At 67.9% G+C, this 21,156-nt stretch carries 19 protein-coding genes; 8 read left to right on the top strand and 11 right to left on the bottom strand.

Annotated elements, in window-relative coordinates; translation table 11 throughout:
• Nucleotides 1–30 precede the first annotated feature (30 nt).
• Genes efeO through thpR form a run of 3 tightly spaced genes read right to left on the bottom strand, consistent with a single transcriptional unit; the run spans nt 31 to nt 2,666 of the window.
• Nucleotides 31–1,170 (bottom strand): iron uptake system protein EfeO, encoded by a 1,140-nt coding sequence (gene efeO / locus ABD260_RS35740; RefSeq protein WP_344241108.1) that lies wholly within the window; start codon nt 1,168–1,170, stop codon nt 31–33.
• Between the two features lie 34 nt (nt 1,171–1,204).
• Entirely contained in the window at nt 1,205–2,056 is an 852-nt protein-coding gene (efeU, locus tag ABD260_RS35745; protein ID WP_344241110.1) for an iron uptake transporter permease EfeU, read from the bottom strand.
• A gap of 46 nt (nt 2,057–2,102) precedes the next feature.
• The gene (gene thpR / locus ABD260_RS35750) at nt 2,103–2,666 is read right to left on the bottom strand and encodes an RNA 2',3'-cyclic phosphodiesterase (RefSeq protein ID WP_344241112.1); all 564 of its coding nucleotides are present in this window, start codon (nt 2,664–2,666) and stop codon (nt 2,103–2,105) included.
• A gap of 33 nt (nt 2,667–2,699) precedes the next feature.
• Between thpR and ABD260_RS35755 the strand changes: the two genes are divergently transcribed.
• Nucleotides 2,700–4,160 (top strand): LLM class flavin-dependent oxidoreductase, encoded by a 1,461-nt coding sequence (locus ABD260_RS35755; RefSeq protein ID WP_344241114.1) that lies wholly within the window; start codon nt 2,700–2,702, stop codon nt 4,158–4,160.
• Here ABD260_RS35755 and ABD260_RS35760 read toward each other — a convergent pair.
• Nucleotides 4,143–5,546: a mycothione reductase gene (locus ABD260_RS35760; RefSeq protein WP_344241116.1), complete on the bottom strand. Its 1,404-nt coding sequence runs from the start codon at nt 5,544–5,546 to the stop codon at nt 4,143–4,145. The genes ABD260_RS35755 and ABD260_RS35760 overlap by 18 nt on opposite strands.
• A 130-nt stretch (nt 5,547–5,676) precedes the next feature.
• Here ABD260_RS35760 and ABD260_RS35765 point away from each other — a divergent pair, with 130 nt between their 5' ends.
• A complete protein-coding gene (locus ABD260_RS35765; protein WP_344241118.1) occupies nt 5,677–6,375 on the top strand; it encodes a DUF4429 domain-containing protein in 699 nt (232 codons plus the stop codon).
• Between the two features lie 8 nt (nt 6,376–6,383).
• On the opposite strand, the gene ABD260_RS35770 is transcribed toward ABD260_RS35765, so the two are convergent.
• Both ABD260_RS35770 and ABD260_RS35775 read right to left on the bottom strand, forming a co-directional pair.
• Entirely contained in the window at nt 6,384–7,736 is a 1,353-nt protein-coding gene (locus ABD260_RS35770; protein WP_344241120.1) for an MFS transporter, read from the bottom strand.
• Entirely contained in the window at nt 7,733–8,182 is a 450-nt protein-coding gene (locus ABD260_RS35775) for a MarR family winged helix-turn-helix transcriptional regulator (RefSeq protein WP_344241122.1), read from the bottom strand. Before ABD260_RS35775 ends, ABD260_RS35770 begins: the two co-directional genes overlap by 4 nt.
• A gap of 218 nt (nt 8,183–8,400) precedes the next feature.
• On the opposite strand from ABD260_RS35775, the gene ABD260_RS35780 reads away from it, so the two are divergent.
• Complete coding sequence (locus ABD260_RS35780; protein ID WP_344241124.1) at nt 8,401–9,501, top strand: hypothetical protein; 1,101 nt, start codon at nt 8,401–8,403, stop codon at nt 9,499–9,501.
• 58 nt (nt 9,502–9,559) lie between these two features.
• Here ABD260_RS35780 and ABD260_RS35785 read toward each other — a convergent pair whose 3' ends face one another.
• A complete protein-coding gene (locus tag ABD260_RS35785) occupies nt 9,560–9,955 on the bottom strand; it encodes a Dabb family protein (RefSeq protein ID WP_344241126.1) in 396 nt (131 codons plus the stop codon).
• A gap of 75 nt (nt 9,956–10,030) precedes the next feature.
• Here ABD260_RS35785 and ABD260_RS35790 point away from each other — a divergent pair, with 75 nt between their 5' ends.
• The gene (locus ABD260_RS35790; RefSeq protein ID WP_344241128.1) at nt 10,031–10,654 is read left to right on the top strand and encodes a TetR/AcrR family transcriptional regulator; all 624 of its coding nucleotides are present in this window, start codon (nt 10,031–10,033) and stop codon (nt 10,652–10,654) included.
• Here ABD260_RS35790 and ABD260_RS35795 read toward each other — a convergent pair.
• Complete coding sequence (locus ABD260_RS35795) at nt 10,553–12,700, bottom strand: prolyl oligopeptidase family serine peptidase (RefSeq protein WP_344241129.1); 2,148 nt, start codon at nt 12,698–12,700, stop codon at nt 10,553–10,555. The genes ABD260_RS35790 and ABD260_RS35795 overlap by 102 nt on opposite strands.
• Before the next feature lie 4 nt (nt 12,701–12,704).
• On the bottom strand, nt 12,705–14,177 hold the full coding sequence (locus tag ABD260_RS35800; protein ID WP_344241131.1) for an NCS2 family permease: 1,473 nt from the start codon (nt 14,175–14,177) through the stop codon (nt 12,705–12,707).
• 80 nt (nt 14,178–14,257) lie between these two features.
• On the opposite strand from ABD260_RS35800, the gene ABD260_RS35805 reads away from it, so the two are divergent.
• Entirely contained in the window at nt 14,258–14,569 is a 312-nt protein-coding gene (locus tag ABD260_RS35805; RefSeq protein ID WP_344241133.1) for a DUF2530 domain-containing protein, read from the top strand.
• Nucleotides 14,570–14,626: 57 nt separating this feature from the next.
• Nucleotides 14,627–15,361, top strand: a complete 735-nt coding sequence (locus ABD260_RS35810) for an SAM-dependent methyltransferase (protein WP_344241135.1) — start codon at nt 14,627–14,629, stop codon at nt 15,359–15,361.
• Here ABD260_RS35810 and ABD260_RS35815 read toward each other — a convergent pair.
• Nucleotides 15,358–16,146 carry a DUF3027 domain-containing protein gene (locus ABD260_RS35815; protein ID WP_344241137.1) on the bottom strand — a complete coding sequence of 263 codons (789 nt, stop codon included), beginning with the start codon at nt 16,144–16,146 and terminating at the stop codon, nt 15,358–15,360. The genes ABD260_RS35810 and ABD260_RS35815 overlap by 4 nt on opposite strands.
• Before the next feature lie 255 nt (nt 16,147–16,401).
• Here ABD260_RS35815 and ABD260_RS35820 point away from each other — a divergent pair, with 255 nt between their 5' ends.
• On the top strand, nt 16,402–18,528 hold the full coding sequence (locus ABD260_RS35820) for an MFS transporter (RefSeq protein WP_344241139.1): 2,127 nt from the start codon (nt 16,402–16,404) through the stop codon (nt 18,526–18,528).
• 19 nt (nt 18,529–18,547) lie between these two features.
• Here the strand turns inward: ABD260_RS35820 and ABD260_RS35825 are convergent, their stop codons facing one another.
• Nucleotides 18,548–20,083, bottom strand: a complete 1,536-nt coding sequence (locus ABD260_RS35825; RefSeq protein ID WP_344241141.1) for an MFS transporter — start codon at nt 20,081–20,083, stop codon at nt 18,548–18,550.
• Nucleotides 20,084–20,312: 229 nt separating this feature from the next.
• On the opposite strand from ABD260_RS35825, the gene ABD260_RS35830 reads away from it, so the two are divergent.
• Nucleotides 20,313–21,029 carry a TetR/AcrR family transcriptional regulator gene (locus ABD260_RS35830; RefSeq protein WP_344241143.1) on the top strand — a complete coding sequence of 239 codons (717 nt, stop codon included), beginning with the start codon at nt 20,313–20,315 and terminating at the stop codon, nt 21,027–21,029.
• Nucleotides 21,030–21,156 lie beyond the last annotated feature (127 nt).

A 21,156-nucleotide genomic window follows, 5' to 3' on the forward strand; every position in this document is an offset into this window, starting at 1 on the left:
TGTCGCCCGGGGTGGGCAGCTTGTTGTCGGTCATTTTTTGGCGATGGTTGCGGCTACCTGGCTGACTGGCTCGGCTAGGCCGTCTACTACTGCGCCGAGGGCCTTCTTTTCCGGTTCGGTTGCGGTGTACGGCTTGAAGCCGTCGCCGTCGCGGTACTTGTCGAGCGCGGCGAAGACGGTCTTGAAGTTGGCGTCGAGCTGCTTCACCAGTGCCGGGTTGCGCTCCTGCAGCGCCGGACGCAGCGCCTGTACGGCCGCCTGCGACCCCTCGACATTCGCCTCGAAGTCCCACAGGTCGGTGTGCGAGTACCGGTCTTCCTCGCCGGTGACCTTCCCGGTCGCGACCTCGTCCAGCAGTTCCTTCGCGCCGTTCGCCATCTGCAGCGGCGTGACCTTCACGACCTTCGCCTTGGCGACCACCGTCTTCACATCAGTCAGCAGCAGATCGGCGTACTTCTCCATGCCCTTGGTGCTGTTCGACACCCACAGCGCCTGCTCGATCCGGTGGTACCCGGTCCACTCCGTCCCCGGCTCCACATCGTTGACCCGGGCATCGATCTTCGGGTCCAGGTTGCCGAACGATTCCGCGACCGGCTCGATCCGCTCCCAGTACGTCCGCGACACCGGGTACAGCGCCTTAGCCTTCGCCACATCGCCGGCCTTCACCGCGGTGACGAATTCGGTCGTCTTCTGCTCCAGCGCGACCGCCTGCGAGTTCACGTACCGCTGGTATCCCTCGGTCGCCTGCTTCAGCAGCGCGTCCTCGGACGTCTGCGCCGCCGCATCGCCGGTGACGGTCAGATCACCACGAATCCCGTCACCGGCCATCCCCGGCTTGCACACCGCCTGGTACTTCCCAGTCGGCAACTCGACGATCAGATCCCGCTTCAGACCAGGACCGATGTTCTCGACCTCACCCATCACCCGGTCACCGTCGGCGTACACGTAGAACTCGGTGACCTTGCTGCCACCGTTCGACACCGAGAACGTGCTCGTACCCGCCTTCACGTCCCGCCGGCTCAGGTCGCAGCCGGAGTCGGACGCCTTCACCGACACCGGTCCGGTGCCGTCGTCTTTCCCGGCCGGCTCGCTCTTCGCGCACGCGGTCAGCGCGGCGAGCCCGAGGACGACACCGGCGAGAGTGGCCTTACCGGCCCTGGACGCGGACATGGTTCTCCTGGAAAACAAAGGGATGAGGGGTGGATCAGACTGCTTCGCCGGCGGTCTTCACGACCGGTACGGCAGGTGGCGCCGAGCTCTTCACCGGGCGGAAGTACAGCACCATCACCGGTACCAGGTAGACGACCCACGCGGTCGCCTCCAGGACGCTCGGCGCCGGGTTGAAGTTGAAGATGCCCTTCAGCAGCACGCCGTACCAGCTGTCCGGCGGGATCACGTGCGAGACGTCGAAAGCCAGGTTGTGCAGGCCGGGCAGGATGCCGGCTTCCTGCAGGTCGTGGAAGCCGTACGCGAAGATGCCGGCCGCGACCAGGATCAGCACCGCGCCGGTCCACTTGAAGAACACGGCCAGGTTGATCTTCACCGCGCCCTTGTAGATCGCGACCCCGAGCAGCACGGACGTCGCGAGCCCGAGCAGGACGCCGATGAACGGTACGGCGGTGGTCGCGGACGCTGCCGACGCGTACACGATGAACGCGGTCTCGATGCTCTCCCGGAAGACCGCGAGGAAGGCCAGGATGACGACCGCGCGGGAGCCGACCTCGAGCGCCTGGCCCATCCGCTCGCGGAGCTCCTTGGCGATGCTGCGGGACGCCTTCCGCATCCAGAAGATCATCCAGGTGACGAAGCCGACCGCGAGGATCGACATCACCCCGCCGACGGTCTCCTGGGTGGTGAACGAGCGCGCGGTCAGCGCGGTGACGAACTGCAGCAGGCCCCAGGCGGCGGCCGCGACGGCGAGCGCGCTGGCGACACCGATCCAGACCAGTTTGAGCCGATCCCGATGCCCGGACTTGACCAGGAACGTGGCGAGGATGCTGACCACCAGCGATGCCTCGAGTCCTTCGCGGAGTCCGATCAGATAGTTCGCGAGCATGGCGGGGACACTTTCATGAGCTTAGGTACGGCTAACCTTGTTGAGGTTAACCTAAGAAGTCCCATTCGCCTACTGTGGTGTACGCCGCACTGTGCCCCGGCCCCTCGCCCAATCGGGACTCGATCAGCTGCAGACTGCCCGCTGTCCATGCCGGACTACGGTACGTGTCGAAAATCCGCACCCATCGGGTCGCGTCGATCGGCCGCCGCAGCCGCGCCAGCGTGACATGCGGCGCGAACTTCCGGGCCTCGACCTGCACCCCGGCCTTGCTCGCGGCCGATCGGGTCGTCATCGACAAGTGTTTGAGCGACTCGGTTTCGTCGCGGACGCCCGCGTACAGAACGCGCGCATCAGGTACGCCCGGGAACGCGCCGGCGCCGGCGAGCTGCAGCTCGAACGGCTTCTGCCGCTTGGCCGCCGCCTCCAGCCGCTCTTCCAGCTCCTCGGACTTCCAGTCCGCCACCTCGCCGAGGAACGCCAGCGTGATGTGCCAATGCTGGTCGGACGCCCAACGGATGTCGTCGTCCGGATGGTCCCGGCGCGGCTCGACGAACTCGCTCAGATCCTCCACTACCTCGCTGGGTGGCACTACTGCCACGAACAGTCGCATCCGGAAAGCGTATCGGTGGTGGAAACTGCTTTTGTGAACGAGCTCAAGCTTCCGTCGCCGTGTGTGGTGGTGCTGGCCGGGCCGGGCGCGTCCGGGAAAACGACCTGGGCGGCCGAGCACTTCGGGCCGGAACTGGTCGTGTCGAGTGATCGGCTCCGCGCGCTGGTCGGCTCCGGCGAGGACGACATCGCGGCCAGTACGGATGCGTTCGCGCTGCTGGAGGTGGTGGTGCGGCAGCGGATCGGGCGCGGGCTGACGACCGTGATCGACACGTTGGGGCTGGACAAGGAGCGCCGGCTCGAGTGGCTTCGGGTCGCGCGGGCGGCGGGGATGGCGTGTGTGGCGGTCGCGTTCGACACGCCTGCCGAGGAGTGCCGGCGGCGGAACCGGGAGCGTACGTCGAAACGCATTCCGGCCGACGTACTGACCTCGCAACTGCGGTCCTGGAAGGTCACCCGGACGGAGTTGCCGGACGAGGGGTACGACGATGTACTTCGGCCGACCGCGGTGCGGGTAGTGCCGGAAGCTTTCGTGGCCTCGGGTGCGGCGGCGGAGCGTCAGGCGGAGCGGCCGACCGGGCTTCGGTTCGGGTTGCAGTTGAGCAGTTATACGTACAAAGGTGACAAGGCGGCGTGGCTTCGCGAGGTCGCGGGGCGGGCCGAGGCGGCCGGGTTCGATGCGATCTACGTGATGGATCATTTCCGGCAGATTCCGCAGGTCGGGCGGGCCTGGGAGGACTTCCTGGAAAGCTGGACCACGCTCGGGTACTTGGCCGCGTGCACGACTCGGGTCCGGCTCGGGACACTGGTTTCGGGGATCACGTACCGGAATGTCGCGCATCTGGGGAAGATCGCGGCGACGCTGGACGTACTGAGTGGTGGGCGCGCGGTGTGTGGCGTCGGACTGGCCTGGTTCGAGGCGGAGCACAAGGCTTACGGGTGGCCGTTTCCGCCGGTGCGTGATCGGTACGCGCTGCTTGAGGATGCGCTGCAACTGCTGCCGGTTTTATGGGGACCAGGCAACAAACCGTTCCATGGCAAGGTGCTCGAGGTGCCCGATACGACCTGCTATCCAAGGCCGTTGCAGTCGCATCTCCCTGTCTTGGTGGGTGGGAGTGGGCCGCGGACGGTTCGGCTGGCTGCTCGGTACGCGGATGCGGTGAACGTGTTCGGAGACATCACGGCGGTCCGGAAGCAGGCCGCGTACTTGCGGGAGGTGAGTTCACGGGCGGTCGAGTTGACGCATCTGTCCACGACGTTGGTGGGCAAGGATCATCGCGCGGTCGAGCAGTCGGTGCAGCGGTTGCGGCCGCGGAACGTCAACCCGGCGGCGTACGCGGCGACTGTCAACGCAGGCACCGTGGACGATCAGATCGGGCGGTTCCGCGAGCTGTCCGAGGCGGGCGTGGCCGAGGTGATGATCAGCCTGCCCGACCTCGAAACGCTCGACTCGCTCGATTCGGTCGCCGAGGTGATCTCAGCCTTTCGGGTGTAACTCCAGCTTGAGCAGGGCGTTCTCCAGTACCTCGGGCATCGCCGGGTGGATCCAGTACTGCTCGCGCGCCATCGCGTACGCGTCCAGGCCGAAGCTCATCGCCTGGATCACCGGCTGGATCACGGTCGGCGCCTGCGGGCCGATGATGTGGCAGCCGATCAGCTGCCCGGTCTCCGCGTCGGCGATCACCTTCGCGAAGCCGGTGGTGTCCTCCATCGCCCAGCCGTACGCGATGTCGGCATAGCGCTGAACCGCTGCCACGTAACGGATTCCGCGCTCCTTCGCCTGCTCCTCGGTCAGCCCGACGGACGCGATCTGCGGCGAACTGAACACCGCGTGCGGGATGAACCGGTGGTCGGACGCGATCCGGTCGTCCGGGTTCAGCAGGTTGTGCTTCACCACCCGGGCCTCGTGGTTCGCGACGTGCTTCAGCTGGTGCGGGCTGGTCACGTCGCCGAGCGCGTAGATCCCGTCGACGTTCGTCTGCTGGTACTTGTCCACGACGATCCGGCCCTCGTGGTCGACCTCGACGCCGGCCGCGTCCAGGTTGAGCAGATCGGAGTTCGGTACCCGGCCGACCGCCACCAGGAGCTCGTCGACGACCAGTTCCTCGGCGCCGTCCGGGTGCAGCATCTTCAGCTCGATCGAGTTGTCGTCGCGCCGGGTCACGCGGATCGTTTCGCGGTTCAGGCGTACGTCGTACTTCTGCTGTGCTATCTGCGTGTACTGCTCCGCGAGCTCGGCGTCCTCGTGCCGGAGCAGGGTCTTGGAGCGGGCGATGATCGTGACATCGACGCCGAACGACGCGAAGACATGCGCGAACTCGGCGGCCACGAACCCGCTGCCGATGATCGCGAGCCGGGCGGGTAGTTGCTCGAGGCGCATGATCGTGTTCGAGGTGTGGAAGCCGGTTTCCTCGAGTCCCGGGATGGGTGGGATCACGGGACGGCTGCCGCTGGCGAGGACGAACCGGTCCGCGCTGAAGACGCTGGTCGAGCCGTCGTTGTTGTCGACGGTCAGCTCCTTGGCGCCGGTGAAGCTGCCGGTGCCGTCGTACACGGTGACGTTGGCGTTGTCCGGGTTGTGGTGGCGGTACTCCGAACCGCCGGCCGCGATCGGGTCGATGCGGCCGAAGATCCGGTCCCGGACGTCGGTCCAGCGGACGCCGAGGAGTTCCTCGTCGATGCCGAACCGGGAGCTGACCGACGGGGTGGCGGCGACGTCGGCGGCGTGCACGAACATCTTGGTGGGGATGCAGCCGACGTTCAGGCAGGTACCGCCGAAGGTGCCGCGCTCGACGATCGCCACCTTCCAGTCCGCGAACCGCCGATTCACGATCGTGTTGCCGGAGCCGGTCCCGATGATCACCAGATCGTAATGAGTCACACCTCATTGTGCCCGTGACAAACAAGGCGGCGTGTCAACCGCCCCAAACCGGTTTGGGGGTAAGTGGGGGTGGGGTGGTTGTTACACGCGTGGGACTGCGGTGGACCCGGGGACAGGGAAGGATGGGCGGGTGGCTGGTGGTGAGTTGGTTAGCGCGTATGGATCGGTTGGCTGGGACGGGATCGGGGTGTTGCGGATCCGGTACAGCGGGGACGGGCTGGATGCGCTGAACTGCTCATTGCGGGGGCGGCTGGGTGAGCGGGTGGTGCCGGTGGAGGCGGTGCAGGGGGTTGAGGTGAGTGACTCCGGGTTCCGGCTGGTGCTGCGCGACGGCAGTGATCCGCTTCAGGCGGTGACCGGCACGGACGTGCTCCTCGACCTGTACGACTTCCCAGCAGTGGATCCCGTACTCGCGGACGAGATCGCCGGCGACATCCGTCGTACGCTCGTCCGGCGTGATGTACCCGCGACCGCCTCGACCGCTTGGCTGGTCGCCCCACCGGGCGCGGCGGACCGGCTCGAAGGGCGGGACGCGACGCTCACGGTGGCGAACGGGCAGCTCACGTTCGCGTACCAGCGCAGCGCCGGCCGGAAGAAGCGCGCCCTCGGCGACCCGTGGTCGGTGCAACTCGGCGACATCACCGACGTGCAGTGGGCGCCGCACCTGGGCGGACTCGGCGGCCGCGGCTTCCTGCGGATCACCACACCCAGTACGCCGACCGAACGCCCGAAACCAAAGCACGACCCCGCCGCAGTACACACCGAACGCGACACGGATGTAGAGGCCCTGCTCTTCGCCGCCCGCCTACTGACCCGCATCCGGCCGTAAACCACCGCTCAAGCAACCTGAGAATCGGCATCTCTCTTCTTGCCCACCCCGGATTCCACGACGACCGGCTGCGGGGCTGCGTCGACTACTGCTTTTTCGCCCAGGAGCTCGGTTTGCGGCAGGACCTCGAGGTGGGGGCGCGGGAGCAGTCTCGGGCGGATTGCCAGGCCGCGGCGGCGGGAGAAGTACAGGACTGAACCGACCGTACCCAGCACGGTCAGCCCGCCGCCGACGATCAGGGAGTAGCGGGCGCCGAGTTCCTGCCCGATCCAGCCGATGAACGGCGAGCCGATCGGCGTACCACCCATCAGCACCGTCATGTACAGCGCCATCACACGCCCGCGCATCGTCGGCTCAATGCCCAGTTGCATGGTCGCGTTCGCCGAGGTCAGCATGGTCAGCGAGGCCAGGCCGACCAGCGGCAGCACCAGCGCGAAAGTCAGGTACGTCGGCATCAGCGCGCTGACGATTTCCAGTACGCCGAACGCGATCGCCGCGCCGAGCACCAGCCGGGCGCGAATCCGCACCCGCCGCGCGGCCAGCAGCGCACCGGACAGCGACCCGATCGCGAGCACCGAGCCGAGGATGCCGTACTCCCCCGCGCCCTTGTGGAACGCCTCGGTCGCCATCAGCGCGGACGTCATCTGGAAGTTCAGCCCGAAGGTCCCGGCGAAGAACACCGCGACCAGCACCATCATCAGATCCGGGCGGCGCCACAGGTACCGCATGCCGTCCCGGATCATGCCCTTGTCGCGGGCCGCCGGCTTCGGGGTGTGCAGTTCGCCGACGCGCATCAGCCGCAGCGACACGATCACCGCGGCGTACGTGAACCCGTTGATCATGATCACCGGACCGGTCCCGATCCAGTTGATCAGCAGACCGGCGAGCGCCGGACCGAGCAGCCGGGCGGCGTTGAAGGAGGCCGAGTTCAGCCCGACCGCGTTGGAGAGTTCGTCACGGCCGACCATCTCGACCACGAACGCCTGCCGGGTCGGTGCGTCGAAGGCGGTGCCGACACCGAAGAGCAGCGCCAGCAGGTACACATGCCAGGCCTGGACGTGCCCGCTGATCGTCAGTCCACCGAGCACCAGCGCGACCGTACCCATCGCGATCTGGGTCACCGTCAGCACCTGCCGCTTCGGGAAGCGGTCGGCGACCAGGCCCGCGTACGGGCCGAGCAGCAGCGCGGGCAGGAACTGCAGGCCGGTGACGATGCCGAGTGCCGTCCCGGAATGGGTCAGCTCCAGGACCAGCCAGTCCTGGGCGACGCGCTGCATCCAGGTGCCGACGTTGGAGACGATCGCACCGGAGGCGTAGAGACGGAAGTTTCGGACTTTGAACGCGCGGAACGTGGGGCTCATCGAGCCGCCAGTCGTTCCAGCACGGGTGCTGCCTTGCGCAGGATGTCGCGCTCCTCAGGGGTCAATTGCTTCAGTTTGGTCTGCAGCCACTCGTCGCGGCGTTTCCGGTTGGCCAGGATCAGCTCGTCGGCGCGGTCGGTCAGCTCGACGACGATCTGCCGCTTGTCGGTCGGGTGCGGCCGGCGGGTGACCAGGCCGGCCTCTTCCATGTTGGTCACGATCCGCGTCATCGACGGCGGCTTGACCTGCTCGTGGGCGGCCAGCTCGCCGATCGTCATCAGCTCGTGCTTGGCGAGCGCGCCGAGCACGCTGAGCTGGTTCGCGGTCAGGTCGTGCCCGGGCTCGCGCTGCCGGCGGATCTGCCGCGACAACCGCAGGGTCGACGACCGCAACGCACTCGCCAGGCCGACGTCACTCTTGACCTGCTGGGCTACTACTTCGGGCATGATCCTTACCTTAACTCATTACCTTTGCTAACTAAAACACGCGACCACCAGCTGATATTCCACGCCCACCGACTGGGTGTTCGGTACCGAAGGACGGGTAGTGGTCCTGGGCAGCGGCGGCTGGGCGGCGGGCGCGAGCGGGCGGCAGCTGGCGCGGAGGCGCGGCGCGGCGACCAGTACCCGTGCTTCGGTACCCGGACGGGCTAGGGTTCCCGGTCATGGGGACGAGTGCCGAGTTGGCGCGGTACGAGCAGCGGTTCCGGCGGGCGGGGCTGCCGTTGTTCATCGAGGACTTCTCACCGACGCACGACATCTTCACCCGGGCCGCGCCACTCCTGGTGCTGGTGTTCCTGGCGGAGATGCTCGGCGCCACCTCGCTGGACTGGCACTGGTGGCAGAACCTGCTGGCCGCGATCGGCGGCCTGATCGCCCTGGTCGCCGGCTTCGGCCTGCTGAACCGCTTCCGGGACCGCCCGTTCTGGTCGCTGCCAACCCGCTTCGGCATCCCGGAGCTGGCGGTCTTCGTCCTGCTGCCCGCGCTCCTGCCGGTCGTCACGCAGGGCCAGCTCAAGCAGTTCTTCGGCGTCGCGATCGGCAACTTGCTGCTGGTCGGCGTGGTGTACGTCGTGGTCGGCTACGGCCTGATCGCGACAGTCATCTGGGGAGTACGCCGCCTGGCGACCGAGCTGGCCAACTCGATCGCCAGCTTCATCCGCGCCCTTCCACTGCTGCTGGTCTTCTCGCTCGTGCTGTTCATCACCGCGGACATGTGGCAGGTCTTCGCCGGGATGCCGACCGCGTTCATCATCTTCTCGGTCGCCGCCTTCACCCTGCTGAGTACGGTGTTCCTGCTGATCCGGCTGCCGCGCGAGGTCGACGCGATCGAGCGTGACGCCGGGTCCGGCCCGCCACTGCAGCGCATCCAGCGGGCGAATCTGAGCGTCAACCTGATGATCCGGCAGTGGATGCAGGTGCTCGTGGTCAGTACCGGCGTCGGCCTGTTCTTCGTCGCGTTCGGGTTGCTGGCGATCAGCGAGCACATCTACGACCAGTGGGGCGTCCCGCTCGGCTCGTGGTCGTACCACATCACGCTGATGAACCACCCGCTCGTACTCAGCGCCTCCCTGATCAAGGTCTCGGTCGGCATCGCGAACTTCACCGGGCTGTACTACTCGATCGCCCTGCTCACCGATTCGACGTACCGGGCCGAGTTCCTGGACAACGTCACCACCGAACTCCGCACCCTCTTCGCCGCCCGCACCGAATACCTCAACCTCCGCACCACCACCGCCCCAGCCGCCTCCGCCGATCGCGCCTGAGCACCGATCGGACCTGAGCTCCGTTCGGACGTTAGCTCCGTTCGGACGTGAGCGCGGATCAGACGTGGGCGCCGAACAACTCGTCGATCCGGCGACCCCACTCCGGATACATCGCGACCTTCTGCGCGGCGATCTCGTACACAGCCTTGCCCAGCTCGGCGTCACCGTCATCGGTGAACCGCACCGCGCTCATCCGCTCCAACTTGTCCAGCACCAGGTCGTCGCCCTCCAGGTGTACGGGGTGGTGCATGTACCGCCTAAGCGCCTCCAGGTCCGGAAGCGCGGCCAGGTACGAGTGGGTGAAACCGTCCGCGGGATTACCGAAGTCCTTGCCGACCGCACCGAACGCAACCATCTCCAGCCCGGCCGTCCGGCGCATCACCGCCAGCACTTCCTCCTGCTCGGCCACACTCACGCCGGCCTTGAACTTGATCCGCAACAAATTGACGATCATCCGTCCTCCTTCATCGAACTGCACTGGCCAGTGCATTTTACTATACCGATCAGTGCATTACGTTATCCTGACCCGGTGACGGTCACCCGCGGACGGATCGACAAGCGCCAGGCAATCCTGGACGCCGCCTTCACAGTCTTTGCCCGGGACGGCTACCGGCAGGCGGGCGTGGATACGGTCGCGGCGGCCGCTGGGGTTGCGAAGCACACCGTCTACAACCACTTCGGTGACAAGCAGTCGCTGTTCCGGGCGGCGATCGAGGCGCTGGCCGATGACGCGCTGACCCGCAATCTGACCGCGCTGGAGGCGTTGCGTGTCGACCGCGACGCGGACGCGTCGCTCACCGAGGTCGGCCGGAATCTCGCCATCTGCTACTGCGACGAGAAGTCGTGGGCGCTGCGGCGGTTGCTGTACGCGGAGCTCGCGAGCATGCCGGATCTGCAGGACATCGTCCGCAGCCGGGCGACGGACAAGGTCAACAACGCCCTCGCCGACCGGCTGGCCCGCCTCGCGCTGGCGGGCAAGCTGCGGATCAAGGACCCGGCGGTCGCGGCCGAGCAGTTCGGCGCGTTGCTGACCGCGCCGCTGGAAGCGCGCTCACGGCTCGGTACGCGGAAGATCCCGGCGTCCGAGCTCAACGAGACCGTCTGGAACGCCGTGCAGACCTTCCTCCGCGCGTTCGGGCCAGACGCTCGCTAGGAAGGCGAGCTGGGCGCGCAGCAGGCCGGCCGCGGCGGCTGTGTTGCCGGCGGCCATATGGGTGACGTTGGAGAGCGGAAGCACCTGGTGGGGGCGACCGGCCGCGACCAGGGCGGCCGAGAGCCGGAGCGTGTGGGCGACGAACACGTTGTCATCGGCCAAACCGTGAATCAGAAGCAACGGGCGGCGCAGTTCGGCAGCGTGGTTGATGAGGGACAACCGGTCGTACAGCTCCGAATTCTCAGCCGGATGTCCGAGGTACCGCTCGCGCCAATGGGTGCCGTACAGCCGCTGATCGGCCGGCGCGGCACCGGCGATCGCGGCGTGAAAGACATCCGGACGGAACAGCACGGCAGCCGCCGCCAGCAGACCGCCGTAGCTCCAACCACGCATCGCCACGCGAGACAGATCCAACGCACCCGTCTGCTCCGCAGCCGCGTGCAGTGCAGTCACCTGGTCCTCCAGCGGGTACGTGAGGTTGTCCAGGTGCACGGTCTTCTCCCAGACCGGTCCCCTACCGGGCGTACCCCGACCGTCCGCGATCACCACCGCATACCCGGACTCGGCGAACCACTGCGCGGTCATGAACGCCGTGCTGGTCCTTCGGGTCACGAGCTGCGCCGCCGGACCGCCGTACGGCGCCATCAACACGGGCAGTTCACCGGACTCGTACCAGGACGGCAGCAGCACCGCCGTACGGATCGCGAGCTCACCGGCCTCCAACCACGTGATCCGCGGCGTGACGACCGGCGTAGCACTGAAGGCCTTGACCGCCCGATCCGCAAGACCGGGCCGGCGTACGACGACGGACCGGCCGGACTCCGTACTCGACGTCAGCAGCACCGTGTCGTGCATTCGATTGCCACTGTGGACGCCCGGTTCTGCACTGAGGCGTGCAAGCTTTTGCCCGTCATAGTGCCAAAGATGGCACTCAGTAGGCTCGTCGTTTGCCTCGATCAGGACAGTCTCCCCGGAAACCTCCAGGATCGAGCGCACCTGCAATCCGTCCGGCGTCACCGGCACGCCATCAATCACCAAGCGGCGCGTCTCGCCGGCCTCGTCAACGTGGACGAGCTTCCCGGACGCAGTACGCGCCGGCGTCCCGTACACGAGCTCCACCCACGCCGCGTCGCGCTGTTCGTGCAGTACGCGAGTCTCGCCGGTGACCGGATCGCCCGCGAGCACCAGCAACGTCCGCTGATCGCGCGACTGCACAGCCAGCAACGGACCATGCGCATCCCACGACGCAGCGGTCAGGTACTCGAACCCGACCCGATCCCAGCGCAGTTCGACCGAGCCACCGACCAGATCGAAGGCATGCACAGTCACGATCGCGTTCGGCGTACCAGCGATCGGGTACGCGACCTCGCGCGGCGGTCGCTCCGGATTCGCCGGATCGGCGATCCACAACCGTTGCACGGGCGTCAGGTCGACCCGCGCCGCGAGCAGGTGCGCGCCGTCGGGCGACCACCAATGACCGCGGGTGCGACCCATCGATTCGGCCGCCTCGTGCTCGGGAAGACCCCAGCTGATCTGCGGATCGGCCTCCCGGGCAACGGTCAGATCGTTGCCGTCGGCAAGGTCAACCACGTGCAGCTCGCGACCCGTCACGTACGCCACGCGGCGCCCGGTCGGGTCGATGCGCGGGTCGACGACCGGCCCGTCCGTCTGCACAGCGCGCACAGAACCATCCCGGCCGGCCAAGTAGTAGAGCGTGCCCTGCAGCGCGAACACGATGTGTTCGGTGGAACGATCGGTCGAGTAGGCAACTATTCCCGACGACAACTCCCGGCCGCGTTCCCGTCGTATCCGCTCCGCTTCCGGCACCGCGCCGTCGTCGCCGAGCCGTTCAGGTGCCGCCAGCAACCGCTCGGTACCGTCCCGGAGATCCAGGTGCCAGAGGCAACCAACCGCGTCCTCGGGACCACGGGTCCGGAGAAACAGCAGCTGCTCGCCGTCCGGCGACAACGTGAACGCGCGCGGCTGACCGAAGCTGAAACCGCCGGTGCGTACGGACTGCTCGGGGAATTCCTCGATCGGGTCCACCGGCTCAGGTCAGCCAGTCGGTCAGCGGGCCGATCGCGAAGTAGATCACGAACAGCGCGGCCACCACCCACATCAGCGGGTGCACCTGGCGGGCCTTGCCCCGGACCACCTTGAGGATCACGTACGCGACGAACCCGGCGCCGATCCCGGCCGAGATCGAGTACGTGAACGGCATCAGCACGATCGTCAGGAACGCCGGGAACGCGACCTCGAGGTCGTCGAAGTCGATCCCCTTCACCTGCGTCATCATCAGGAACCCGACCAGGATCAACGCCGGCGTGGCCGCCTCGTACGGGACCAGGGTCACCAGCGGCGCGACCACCATCGAGATCAGGAAGCAGATCCCGGTCACCACACTGGCCAGGCCGGTCCGGGCGCCTTCGCCGACCCCGGACGCGGATTCGATGTACGAGGTGTTGCTCGACACCGACGCGGCACCGCCGGCCGCGGCCGCGACGCTGTCCACGATCAGGATCCGCTGCGAGTTCGGCGGGATGCCGTCCTTGTCGTTCAGGCCGGCCTCGGCGCCGATCGCCGTCATCGTGCCCATCGTGTCGAAGAAGTCGGCCAGCATCAGCGAGAAGATCAGCAGCAGCGCCGACACCACGCCGATCTTCTCGAACGAACCGAACAGGTTGAACTCGCCGATCGTGTCCAGATTCGGTTTGGTGAACCAATGATCGGGCAGCTTCGGCACGCTCAGGCCCCAGCCGCCCGGGTTCTTCTCGGTCCGGGCGCCGATGTTCCCGATCGTCTCGATCACCACCGACAGCGCGGTGGCGGCCAGGATGCCGATCAGGATCGCGCCCTTCACCTTCCGCGCGTACAGGATCACGATCAGCAGCAGGCCGAACACGAACACCAGCACCGGCCAGCCGCGCAGGTGCCCTTCGACGCCCAGCTCCACCGGCGGGCCGGTCAGCGCCGCCGGCCGGCGGACGAACCCGGCGTCGATCACGCCGATGAACGTGATGAACAGGCCGATGCCGACGCTGATCGCGATCTTCAGCTGCAGTGGTACCGCCTCGAAGACCGCTTTCCGGAAGCCGGTCAGGACGAGTATCAAGATGATCAGGCCCTCGAGCACGACCAGGCCCATCGCGTCCGCCCAGGTCATCTTGGTCGCGACCGAGAAGGCGAGGAAGGCGTTCAGGCCGAGGCCGGTGGCGAGCGCGAGCGGGAAGTTGGCGACCAGACCCATCAGGATCGTCACCACCCCCGCCACCAGCGCGGTCGCGACAGCGATCTTCGCGATCGCTATCGCCGGGTCGGTGCCACCCCCGACGAACTGGCCGTCACCGTCCTTGACGGTGCCGATGATCAGCGGGTTCAGCACCACGATGTATGCCATCGTGAAGAACGTCACCAGCCCACCCCGGACCTCACGCCCGATGGTGGAGCCGCGTGCACTGATCTTGAAGAAGGAGTCCAGCGGACCGGTACCGGAGCGGGCCGTCGCGGCCTTGGGCGAGCTCATGCCCGCATCGTGCCAGGTCCTGCCGTGCAGTTGCGAGCACCTACCACAAACCTGTCCTCATTGAGAGCTAAGGTAAGTGTGTGAGCGACGAGCAGGCGGCGGCGAAGAAGCGCACCGATCCGACCAGTCAGCTGGCGCGCGGCGAGCTCGTGCACGCCGAGGTGAAGCCGCTCGACCTGTCCGGCATCCCCAGCGTGATCACCGGCATCGTGATCTGGGCGGTCGCGTTCGTCGTCCTCATGCTGTTCCGCAACCAGTTGAAGGACGACGGCCTCGACTGGTGGATCTGGGTACCGGTGGCGGGCTTCGGCCTCGGGCTGATCGGCCTCTGGTACTGCAAACGCCGCTGGACCGCCATCCAGGCCGGCGAACGCCCCGCCACCGAAGACTGACCGGTTTGCCTGAGGAAACCAGGTGCGGGCGGCAGCCGGAGTTGGGAGAGTGCTCCGGTGGATCGTGAACAGCTGTCCCTGATTGCCCACCGTGAACATCCGATCAAGTCCCCGCTCGGCGACGACTCGGTCCAGCGCCTGCTGGAGCGCAGTCTCTCGCCGGGTACGCGCCGGGTGCTTGATCTCGGCTGCGGCACCGGCGAGTGGCTGCTCCGCGCGCTCACCACGCGAGCGGATGTACTCGCGGACGGCGTGGACATCTCACCAGGCGCGCTGGCGCAGGCGGCGCGGGCGGCGGAAGCGCGCGGCGTACGCGACCGGCTCCGGCTGCACCAGTCGAAGGCCGAGGACTTCGCCGGGGCGGAACCGTTCGACGTGGTGCTGAGCGTCGGGGCGGCGCATGCGTTCGGCGGGTTGCTGCCCACGCTGGCCGCTGCCCGGCGGCACCTAGCGCCAGGCGGGCGCGTACTGGTCAGCGACGGCTTCTGGCAGCATCCCCCGTCGAACGAGGCCGTGGAGATGCTCGGCGAGTTCGACGATCTCGCCACGACTGTGGACAAGGTCGTCGCGGACGGGTGGACTCCGATCGACGGACACGTCAGTACGCGCCAGGAACTGGACGACTACGAATGGTCGACCTGCGGCACACTCGCCACTTGGGCCCTTGAGCACCCGGACGATCCGGACAGCGCCACCGTCCTCACCACAGCCAACCAGCGCCGCGCCGAGTGGCTGCACACCTACCGCGACACCTTCGGCTTTCTTTCCCTGGTGCTGCGGCGAGCGGACTAAGCCTCGCTCGGCTGCTCGGTCAGCTGGAGGTTGTCGTAGCCCGTGGTGTCGAAGGCGTGCTCGGGGATCGGCAGATCCGGGTTCTCGATGGTGGCGTCCGAGTGGGCGCCGCAGCCGTAGTCGTACGCGACGACGTGCGCCTCGCCGGGCGCCATCTCGTTCCCGCAGACGCCGAACGCCTGACCGAGGCTGTCGGCGAGCCGGATCCAGTACCCGCAGGAGTGGCACTTGTACGGGACCGCCTGCGCGATCGGGGACGCCGGGCCGAAATCACCCGCGTACCAGCGGTCCGCCGCGTCATCGCGACCGAACGGTGACAGCACCCGCTCACGGCCGAGACCGAGCTCGTCCACGACGGCGCGGACGTCCTCCGGGGCGTCGGCGGTGTCGGCGAAACCCGGCTCGAGGCGCGGGTCGTCGGCATGCGTCGGGAACAGGTCGCCCGGGCGCAGATCGCCCGGCTGGACCCGATCCGACCACGGCACCCACTCCGGCGCGACGATCGCGGTGTCGCCCGGAAGCATCACGACCTCGTTCACCGTGACCGTCTTGGCGCGGGCGGCGCGGGTGACCGTGACGGCCCAGCGCCAGCCGCGGTACCCCGGGTGGGTGGACGCGAAGTAGTGCGTGACCAGGCGTTCGCCCTCGACCAACTGACCGAGGTGCTCACCGACCTGCGCGGCGCCGGCCTCGGCGATCGCCGCGTCACGGGCCGGTTCGACCGCCGCGACGCAGACGGCGTCGGGCTTGGCACGTACCGTTTCCGGAGCTCTGGCGGGGGTCACAATCACTCATTCTCGCACGCCCACCCCAGTACACCGAATGCCCACCATCCAACCCGAACTCACCACTCCAACCACCCGCCAACCCCCACGCCCTGCTCACCCCAACGACAGCCCACGAACGCCGCGGCTCACCCGCCGGTCCCACACCAAACCACCGCTCCGGTCGCCGCCGCCCACCCGTGGTTTACCGCGGTAAACCACAGCTCCTACGCGAAGTGGCTGCCGTCTGTCCCCGGGGCGAGGCAGGATGGTTCCATGCATCCTCCCGACCCTGCCGACCCGAGGCCGAATTCCGGTGGAAACCGCACCGGCGGCGAGGCACGCGCGGCCGGCGATCACGACCGGGCAGGACACTCCGGATCGGGTGGTGCCGGGTCGGGTGGTGCCGGGTCGGGTGGTGCCGGGTCGGGTGGTGCCGGGAAGTCGGCCGGCGAGCGGGTGCATGAGGCTCGGGATCGGGTTGGTAGTGCGGGCAAGCGGGTCGGTAGTGCCAGTAAGAAGGTGGGGCACGCCTCGAAGGTGGGGGCGACCGGCGTCGCATCCGCTTCGAAGCGGGCCGCGGAGGTTGGTGGGAAGGTCGGTCGCGCGACCGGGCGGCGGATTCGTGGGCTCACCAGTGCGCAAGGAGCGGGTGAGTCCGGGCTCTCGCGGCTGATCGAGCTCGGTGCGGTCAACGCGGCCGGTGACACGGCGTTCGCGGTTTCGCTCGCCGGTACGGTCTTCTTCACCGTACCGAGCGATCAGGCCCGCGACCGCGTGGCGCTCTTCCTGCTGCTGACGATGGCGCCGTTCGCGTTGATGGCACCGCTGATCGGCCCGATGCTCGACCGGTTCCGGCACGGGCGCCGCTGGGCGATCGGCGCGACGCTCGGCGCCCGCGCGTTCCTGGTCTGGGGCCTGGCGTCCTCGATCTCGGGGCACAGTTCCGTCTGGTTGTACCCGGCCGCCCTCGGGTGCCTGGTCGCCTCCAAGGCGTACGGTGTCACCCGCGCATCCGCCGTACCCCGCCTGCTCCCCCGGCAAATCACCCTCGTCACCGCGAACTCCCGCATCTCACTCGCCGGTGTCGCGGGCGCAACGGTCGGCGCCGGGATCGCGGGCGCGTTCGCGGCGATCGGCCCGGAGTGGTCGCTGCGCTGGGCCGCGGTGGTGTACCTGATCGGCCTGATCCTCGCGATCCGGTTGCCGAGCGCGGTCGACTCCCCCGCCGACGAGGAAGTCACCGGTACGGCCGGCCGCGACGCCCGCCGGCGCGCCATCACCGCCGCCGTCTCACGTGGTATCCGGTGCAACCTCGGGCTGCGGTTCGTGTCCGGATTCCTGACCATGTACCTGGCGTTCCTGCTCCGCGACCAGCCGGTGAGCGGGATCAAGGGCGCGGTCGCGGCCGGCGCGGTGATCGCCGCGGCCGGCATCGGCAACAGTCTCGGCACCGTCCTCGGATCGTTGCTTAAGGCACGCAAACCGGAAGCGGTCGTCCTGGTGGTGCTGCTCGCGGACGCCGTCGTCGCGGTCGCGGTGGCGGTGCTGTACGGGCTGCCGATCTTGATCGCACTCGGCTTGGTCGCCGGGTTGTGTTCTTCGCTGGGCAAGTTGTCGCTGGACGCGATGATCCAGCGGGACGTACCGGAGTCCGTGCGTACGTCGGTGTTCGCGCGATCCGAGACTGTGCTTCAGCTTGCCTGGGTCATCGGTGGTGGGTGCGGGATCGTGCTTCCGCTGATCCCCCGGCTTGGGTTCGGGTTCCTGGCCGGGGTGCTGCTGGTTGTGGTTTTCCTGGTCCTTCGCATGCGTCCGTCCACCCAGCCGGCCCCGGGTTCGGACCGGCCGGGGAGCCCCGGCGGACCGCGTTCCGGTGGTGCACGTTCCGGCTCCGATGGTTTGTCCGACAGCAGCCGGGTTGCCGATCGTGGCGGTGATCCCGGGCGGGATCCGGCTGACGATCGCACCCGCGTACCCGCCGACCGAGCGCGTGATCACGTCGAGGAGCACGGGCGGGACGAGGATGCGTACGAGGCGGACGACGATCGGGCGAGCACTACCCGGACGATCCTGAGCGTCGCCGAACAGCGTGCCAATCGTGCGAGCCGGTCCACCTCCCACGACGAACCAACCATCGAGTGGCGCTCCGACAGCACCCCGCCGGCTACCAAGCACCTCCCCCAGCAAGAGCAGCCCGTACCCCCGAACACCCCGTCTCCCACGGGACGGGATGGCGGGGCCTCGCAGGGTGATGGGGTGGTTGGGCGGTGGTGGAGTGGGCAGCCGGATGAGGATGAGGATTCGGGTGAGCCGCAGGCGCCGTGGGCTGAGGAGCCGACGGTTGAACGGAACCGCGGTGGTCTGTTCAGACGCCGCCCCGGCGGCCGCCCACCCCGCTGAAACACCTCCTAATCCCAACTCACGCGGCGGGGGTGAGTTCGGGTTGTTCGGGGGTGGGGGTTGGGGTGGTGCCGCGGAGGGTGAGGGTGGTGGTGATCGCGGTGGCCAGTAGGAGCAGGGTGCCGACCAGTGCGACCACGTTCATGCTGTGGGTGAAGGCGTGCCGGGCGGTGGTGAGGACAGTGTCGGCCAGCTGGGCGGGGAGGTGGCCGGCCGCGGCGGTGGCGGCGGGGAGGCCGTCTCGGATGGGGGTTGCGATGGCGGGCGGGAGATTGCTCGGGACGTCAGCGCGGTAGGCGGCGGTCCCGATCGAACCGAGGATCGCGATGCCCAGCGCACCACCGAACTCGGAGCAGGTCTCCATCACCGCGGACGCCGACCCAGCACGTTCCGGCGCCACCGAACCGACAATCGCCTCGGTCACCAGCGTCATCACCATCACCAGTCCGGCGGCCAGCAAACCAGCTCCGGCCAGCGGTACGGCCAGCGACGAATCCACGTGCACCTGAGTCAGCACCCCGTAGCCGGATGCGGCGAGAACAAACGCTCCACCAATCACGTACGCTCGATCCAGCTTCCCCGCGAGGGCGGTCGCCAGCGGAGCCGCGCCACCGACCAGTACCGACGGAGCGAGTGACCAGAGCGCTGCCTTCAACGGGCTCAACCCGTGCACCAGCTGCAGGTACTGCGTCAGGAACACCGCGTTGCCTACCAGCGCCAGCGTGCCGATCGTGTTCGCCGCGAGGGAGCCGCTGAAGGCGCGGTTCCGGAACATCGACAGGTCGACCATCGGGTGTACGGCGGTGCGCTGCCGCTGGACGAACAGCACGCCGAACACCAGCCCGCCGGCGATCGCGACCACCGGCAGTACGGATGCACCGTGCGCGGCGATCTCCTTGATTCCCCAGATCACGGGCAGTACGGCGGCGAGCGAAAGTACCGAACCCAGCAGGTCGAACCGACCGGCGGCCGGCGTCTTGAACTCGGGCAGCAGCACCGGCGCGAGGACGAGCAGCAGCACCATCGCGGGCGTGTTGATCAGGAACACCGAACCCCACCAGAAGTGCTCCAGCAGGAACCCGCCGAGCACCGGGCCGAGCGTGATCCCGCCCATCATCACCGCGCTCCAGAACGCGATCGCCTGCTGCCGCTGCTTGGCGTCGTGGAACATGTTCCGGATCAGCGCGAGCGTCGACGGCATCAGGGTCGCACCGCCGATTCCGAGCAGGGCGCGGGCCGCGATCAGTTGCTCGGGGTTCTGCGCGTACGCCGCCGCGACCGATGCGACACCGAAGCCGACCGCGCCGAACAGCAGCAGCCGGCGCCGCCCGATCCGGTCACCGAGTGAACCCATGGTGATCAGCAGGCCGGCGAGTACGAAGCCGTAGATGTCGAAGATCCACAACTGCTCGGTCGCCGACACACCCAGATCCGCGCTGATGAACGGGACCGCGAAGTACAGCACCGACACGTCCATCGAAACCAGCAACAGCGGCAGCGCGAGCACCCCGAGCGCGATCCACTCCTTGCGCCCGGCCCGTTCCGTCGTACCCATGACACCCCTCCAGCACTATCTGTCTACGCCACACACTGTGTGCGTCATAGACAGACCATAGATCAGACTGTCTATGATGTAAACAGATAGCGTCGGAAAGGAAAGACCGCCTCGCTCCGCTCGGCGGTGGAAGGGGAGGCGCCATCAGTGGAGGGCGGGGCGGGAATTGGGGAGGCGATGAGTGGGAGTGGTGGTAGGGATGGGCGGGCGGGGCGAGAGGATGGTGGGTATGGATGAGGTGGAACTGCCGCGGGTGCTGGCGCAGCTTTGGGGGGTTGAGGAGGGGCGGAGCCGGCCGGGGCCGAAGCCGGCGTTTCATATCAGTGATATTGCGCGGGCCGCGGTTCGGCTGGCTGATGCCGGGGGGATCGGGGCGGTGTCGATGAGCAAGGTGGCGGCTGAGCTCGGGTTCACGACGATGTCGCTGTACCGGTACATCGACGCCAAGGACGACCTGTACGTGGTGATGATCGAGCACGCGTTCGGCCTGCCCCCGGAGCTGCCCCCGGAGCAGGACTGGCGGGCGCGGATCACGCTCTGGGCCGAGGCGTTCCGCGACGGTCTGCGGGCGCACCCGTGGGTGCTGCACATCCCGGTCCACGAACCGCCGTTGTCACCGAACCAGCTGGCCTGGCTGGAGTCCGCGCTGCATGCGTTCGACGGCACACCGCTGACCCCGCAGGACCGGTTGTCGGCGATGCTGCTCGTCAACATCTACGTACGCGGTACGACGCAACTGACCGCGAACATGGCGACCGACCCGGACGAGGCGCGCGAAGCCGACCGCCGGTACGCCGAACGTCTCACCTTGCTGGCAACCCCGGACCGCTTCCCCGGCATCGCCGGCGCCTTCGGACAGCAGCCGCCCGACGAAACCGACGAGTTCAGCTTCGGCCTCGACACCGTCCTCGACGGAATCCAGGCCCGCATCGACCGCATCCGCTGACCACTTCCCCTGACAGCTTGCCCCCTCAGCTAGAGGGTTGCCCCCTGAGAATGCGAGGGGCCAACCCTCCACCTGAACTGGTCCCCAGAAGTTGGACTGTGGAATTCGGTTCCGACTCCTGGGGAGC

Origin of the sequence: Kribbella hippodromi, assembly GCF_039531045.1 — a bacterium.
GTDB classification, from domain to species: domain Bacteria; phylum Actinomycetota; class Actinomycetes; order Propionibacteriales; family Kribbellaceae; genus Kribbella; species Kribbella hippodromi.

Coding starts and splice junctions, on each gene's coding strand:
- efeO (WP_344241108.1), bottom strand. CDS start 1,170: ATGTCCGCGTCCAGGGCCGGTAAGGCCACTCTCGCCGGTGTCGTCCTC.
- efeU (WP_344241110.1), bottom strand. CDS start 2,056: ATGCTCGCGAACTATCTGATCGGACTCCGCGAAGGACTCGAGGCATCG.
- thpR (WP_344241112.1), bottom strand. CDS start 2,666: ATGCGACTGTTCGTGGCAGTAGTGCCACCCAGCGAGGTAGTGGAGGAT.
- ABD260_RS35770 (WP_344241120.1), bottom strand. CDS start 7,736: ATGAGCCCCACGTTCCGCGCGTTCAAAGTCCGAAACTTCCGTCTCTAC.
- ABD260_RS35775 (WP_344241122.1), bottom strand. CDS start 8,182: ATGCCCGAAGTAGTAGCCCAGCAGGTCAAGAGTGACGTCGGCCTGGCG.
- ABD260_RS35780 (WP_344241124.1), top strand. CDS start 8,401: ATGGGGACGAGTGCCGAGTTGGCGCGGTACGAGCAGCGGTTCCGGCGG.
- ABD260_RS35785 (WP_344241126.1), bottom strand. CDS start 9,955: ATGATCGTCAATTTGTTGCGGATCAAGTTCAAGGCCGGCGTGAGTGTG.
- ABD260_RS35800 (WP_344241131.1), bottom strand. CDS start 14,177: ATGAGCTCGCCCAAGGCCGCGACGGCCCGCTCCGGTACCGGTCCGCTG.
- ABD260_RS35820 (WP_344241139.1), top strand. CDS start 16,402: ATGCATCCTCCCGACCCTGCCGACCCGAGGCCGAATTCCGGTGGAAAC.
- ABD260_RS35825 (WP_344241141.1), bottom strand. CDS start 20,083: ATGGGTACGACGGAACGGGCCGGGCGCAAGGAGTGGATCGCGCTCGGG.
- ABD260_RS35830 (WP_344241143.1), top strand. CDS start 20,313: ATGGATGAGGTGGAACTGCCGCGGGTGCTGGCGCAGCTTTGGGGGGTT.